Annotated in this window: 2 tRNA genes and 1 rRNA gene; all 3 read right to left on the bottom strand. The window is 44.1% G+C overall.

From position 1 onward, the window contains the following. Positions 1-161 precede the first annotated feature (161 nt). A tRNA-Ala gene (locus tag QWY91_RS17160) sits at positions 162-235 on the bottom strand. A gap of 133 nt (positions 236-368) precedes the next feature. After that, positions 369-442, bottom strand: a tRNA-Ile gene (locus QWY91_RS17155). A 108-nt stretch (positions 443-550) separates the two neighbouring features. Continuing rightward, a 16S ribosomal RNA gene (locus tag QWY91_RS17150) occupies positions 551-2078 on the bottom strand. Positions 2079-2500: the final 422 nt, after the last annotated feature.

Here is a 2500-nt window from a genome sequence, read left to right as displayed (position 1 = left end):
ATAAAAAACTCTATCGCATAATAAGCGTTAGTTTCTCGTATTCTTTATTTCTCAATATGTCAATGAACGTTTTTCCTATTAAAACAAATTACAAGCAAGTGAATGCTAAGCTCGTTTCCTGGTGACTTAAACATCCTACTCCTTATAATTCTAAGGAATTGTGGAGAATATCGGAGTCGAACCGATGACCTCCTGCGTGCAAGGCAGGCGCTCTAGCCAGCTGAGCTAATCCCCCGTTTTTAGTGATCAGTTAACCAGTTATTAGTTAACAGTACTTATAACGGCTACTCAACCTCTAAAATTTCCTTTCAATAAATCTTGTAAGAACATATACTTTTAAACTCTCGCCCTTAAGTACTTCTTTAAAGTAGTCTCAGGCAGACTCGAACTGCCGACCTCTACATTATCAGTGTAGCGCTCTAACCAGCTGAGCTATGAGACTGTCCATATAATCAAATTGACAAATTAAGAATCAAGACCAAAAGGACTTGCTTTTGAACTTCCCTATATCTAATTGCCAGTTCCTTATTAAAATAAGGTTCTGCTCTAGAAAGGAGGTGTTCCAGCCGCACCTTCCGGTACGGCTACCTTGTTACGACTTAGCCCCAGTTACCAGTTTTACCCTAGGCCGCTCCTTACGGTAACGGACTTCAGGTACCCCCAGCTTCCATGGCTTGACGGGCGGTGTGTACAAGGCCCGGGAACGTATTCACCGCATCATGGCTGATATGCGATTACTAGCGATTCCAGCTTCACGTAGTCGAGTTGCAGACTACGATCCGAACTGTGATAGGGTTTATAGATTCGCTCCTGGTCGCCCAGTGGCTGCTCTCTGTCCCTACCATTGTAGCACGTGTGTGGCCCAGGACGTAAGGGCCGTGATGATTTGACGTCATCCCCACCTTCCTCACGGTTTGCACCGGCAGTCTGGCTAGAGTTCCCACCATTACGTGCTGGCAACTAACCACAGGGGTTGCGCTCGTTATAGGACTTAACCTGACACCTCACGGCACGAGCTGACGACAACCATGCAGCACCTTGCAATCTGTCCGAAGAAAAAGATGTTTCCATCCCTGTCAGACTGCATTTAAGCCCTGGTAAGGTTCCTCGCGTATCATCGAATTAAACCACATGCTCCACCGCTTGTGCGGGCCCCCGTCAATTCCTTTGAGTTTCATTCTTGCGAACGTACTCCCCAGGTGGGTTACTTATCACTTTCGCTTAACCACCCAGCCCTCAATTAGGCCGGACAGCTAGTAACCATCGTTTACGGCGTAGACTACCAGGGTATCTAATCCTGTTCGCTACCTACGCTTTCGTCCATCAGCGTCAATATATTATTAGTGATCTGCCTTCGCAATCGGTATTCTGTGTAATATCTATGCATTTCACCGCTACACTACACATTCTAACCACTTCATAATAATTCAAGATCTACAGTATCAATGGCAGTTCTCCCGTTAAGCGGAAGACTTTCACCACTGACTTATAAATCCGCCTACGGACCCTTTAAACCCAATGATTCCGGATAACGCTTGGATCCTCCGTATTACCGCGGCTGCTGGCACGGAGTTAGCCGATCCTTATTCGCAGAGTACCGTCAGCCCTTTACACGTAAAGGGGTTTCTTCCTCTGTAAAAGCAGTTTACAACCCATAGGGCAGTCTTCCTGCACGCGGCATGGCTGGATCAGGCTCTCGCCCATTGTCCAATATTCCTCACTGCTGCCTCCCGTAGGAGTCTGGTCCGTGTCTCAGTACCAGTGTGGGGGATCTCCCTCTCAGGACCCCTACCTATCGTTGCCATGGTAAGCCGTTACCTTACCATCTAGCTAATAGGACGCATACTCATCTCTTACCGTAACCTTTAATCACTAATCGATGCCGATCAATAATACTATGAGGTATTAATCCACGTTTCCATGGGCTATCCCTCAGTAAGAGGTAGATTGTATACGCGTTACGCACCCGTGCGCCGGTCGTCAGCAAAAAAGCAAGCTTTCTTCTGTTACCCCTCGACTTGCATGTGTTAAGCCTGCCGCTAGCGTTCATCCTGAGCCAGGATCAAACTCTTCATCGTTGTTTCATTATTTTGTAACAATCAAATCGTAAGTTTGCGTTCTTATATAAATAAGAAGTTTAAAGCTCAAAAGACGACTTTCTAGTCTTAATTCTTAATTCTACACTTCCATTTCTTAAAATTACAATAAAGTAATTTCAAGTAATGTCGTTTGTCAATTCAATATGTCAATGAACTCATTTAAAAGTCCGGGATAAAAATCCCTTCGATAGAAATAAAGGACTCGAACCTTAATACAACCCCAAGCGGTATTTCCTAGTTAATCAGTATTTTAAGAGCGTTTTAAGTTTTTCTTAAAGCGGTTGCAAATGTACAACTCTTTTTAAAACTCACAAGTAAAAAATAAAAATATTTTTTTCTTAATTTTAAACGCTACTTCCAAAGAACATCGCTGTCAAAGCGGATGCAAATATACAACCCTT

The sequence above is a fragment of the Zunongwangia endophytica genome, assembly GCF_030409505.1.
Lineage (GTDB): Bacteria > Bacteroidota > Bacteroidia > Flavobacteriales > Flavobacteriaceae > Zunongwangia > Zunongwangia endophytica.
Note: the sequence above shows the minus strand (reverse complement) of the source record. Positions and strands in the feature narration are given on the sequence as shown.